This is a genomic window from Protofrankia sp. CiP1_Cm_nod1 (genome assembly GCF_920888515.1).
Taxonomy (GTDB): domain Bacteria; phylum Actinomycetota; class Actinomycetes; order Frankiales; family Frankiaceae; genus Protofrankia.
Map to the genome: position 1 here is coordinate 1 of NZ_CAKKTM010000297.1, position 2,034 is coordinate 2,034.

Consider the following 2,034-nt stretch of genomic DNA (forward strand, 5'->3'; position numbering starts at 1 on the left):
CCGCCTGCCGGGGCACGGCCGCTGCCGCCGGCCGCCCGTCGGCGGTGCCCCCGCCGTCGGCCGGCCCACCGGCAGCGGCCGGGTCGGCGGGTTCCGGATCGAGGGTGAGGTCGAGGACCTCCTCCTTCTCGCCGCGGAACAGCGCCAGAATCCGGTGCGAGGGCAGCGAGGTGAAGGGCTCGGCAAAGTCGAAGTAGTCGGCGAACTTGGCGCCGGCGTCCTGCCGGCCCTCCCGTACCCGGGAGACGAGCCGGCCGCGCGTCCACATCCGCTCACGCAGCGTCCCGATCAGGTCCGCGTCCTCGGCGAAACGCTCGACCAGGATGGCCCGCGCGCCCTCGAGAGCGGCGGCCGTGTCGGCGACACCCTTCTCCGGGTCGACGAAGGCGGCGGCCGTCGCCTGCGGATCCTGTGACGGGTCGGCCAGCAGCGTCTCGGCGAGCGGCTCCAGACCGGCCTCCCGGGCGATCTGGGCCTTAGTGCGGCGTTTGGGCTTGTAGGGCAGGTAGATGTCCTCCAGGCGGGCCTTGGAGTCGGCGGCCAGGATCTGCGCCTCGAGCGCGTCGTCCAGCTTGCCCTGGGAACGGATCGACTCCAGGATCGCGGCGCGCCGGTCCTCCAGCTCGCGCAGGTAGCGCAGCCGCTCCTCAAGGGTCCGCAGCTGGGCGTCGTCGAGCATGCCGGTCGCCTCCTTGCGGTAGCGGGCGATGAACGGCACGGTGGCCCCGCCGTCGAGCAGGTCGACGGCCGCGGTCACCTGCCCCTCACGCACGCCGAGCTCCTCGGCGATCCTGCGATGAACCGACGTCGTCACGATCTCGATCCGCCTCCGTGGCCGGGGTCCTGATGAGGTGTCGGAGACCAGCTTGCCCGACTGGCGGGCCCACCGACGCATCAGCCCCGTCTCACCGCCCCCGGGCCGGCACCTGACCGGCCCAGGCCCGGCCCGACCCGCTCCCAGGCCCGGTCCGACCGCTCCCAGACCCGCGGCAGAGCGCTCCCAGGCCCGGCCCGACCGCTCCCATGGCCGCGGCAGGGCGCTTCTCGGACTGGCCAAACCGTTCCCGGCTGGCCTGACCAGCTCGTCAGACCGAGGCCGCGGGCGCGGCCAGGCCCCGCCGGACCAGCCGCATCACACCGGCCCCGCGCGCCCAGGGCCAGGGCCTCCATTCACCCTGAGCCGCAGGGCTTCCGAAGGCCGGAGCCATGGGACCTCCGAAGATCCAGAAGAAGCCGCCCAGATGAGGAGGACCCCCACGCCGACCCGCCCGCAAGCCGTGTAGAGTCTTGGTTCGTTGCAGGTCCGGGTGGCGGAATGGCAGACGCGCTAGCTTGAGGTGCTAGTGCCCTCTAAGGGCGTGGGGGTTCAAGTCCCCCCTCGGACACCAAAACGGTCACGTTTGAACCCCGGTCCCGGTTGGGTCCGGGGTTCGTCGCATCGGCGGGAAGTGGGCCGTGCGGACGCTGTATGGCGTCCGTGGGCCGCACCAGTTCCAGGCTGGCGCTCTGCGCGCCGGTGGACCGTCCCCGGCCCCTACCGGGGCGGGAGCGTGTTTCGATCTTCGCGTCTTCGCTGTTCTTCGCCTCCGCCAGCCGTGCGGCAGGATCAGGGGCGAGGAGGTGGGCGAAGCCTTCGGTGAGGTCCGCGCACTGCACCTGGTCGTCCATGATCCAGAGGCGGGCGAAGACGGCTTGGTTGAGCTGTCGGCGGACGTCGGGCGGAGCACTGAGGTACAGCCGGTGCGCGTTGGCGCACAGCAGCAGTGCTTCCTCGACCACCTTCATGACGGCCTCGATCTCGGTCGAGCAGCGGTCGATGACCTGCTGTGCCTGAGCAAGCTCGCGGGTGATGCGTTCCTGTTCAGACTTCAGGTGTTCGAGCGAGATGGCATCGGCGTAGCGCATCTCGATCAGCTTGAGCTGTTGGTTTTGCAGCGCCTTCTTGCGCTTCTCCTGTCTGTCGAGTGCGGTCCGGTTGCTGTGCTGCCGGCTCACCAGCTCAGCCATGACCTGTTCGCGGATGGCCACGATGCG

The 2,034-nt window shown here is 70.8% G+C and carries 2 protein-coding genes and 1 tRNA gene; 1 reads left to right on the forward strand and 2 read right to left on the reverse strand.

The annotated features are described in order from the left end of the window. Positions 1–895, reverse strand: an 895-nt coding sequence (locus tag NBX02_RS13400; protein WP_445548414.1) for a Tex-like N-terminal domain-containing protein, incomplete at its 3' end; no start/stop codon positions are given. 406 nt (positions 896–1,301) lie between these two features. On the opposite strand from NBX02_RS13400, the gene NBX02_RS13405 reads away from it, so the two are divergent. After that, positions 1,302–1,388 (forward strand) — tRNA-Leu (locus tag NBX02_RS13405). On the opposite strand, the gene NBX02_RS13410 is transcribed toward NBX02_RS13405, so the two are convergent. After that, positions 1,351–2,034, reverse strand: a 684-nt coding sequence (locus NBX02_RS13410) for a hypothetical protein (protein WP_250291585.1), incomplete at its 5' end; no start/stop codon positions are given. The two genes, NBX02_RS13405 and NBX02_RS13410, sit on opposite strands and share 38 nt — an antisense overlap.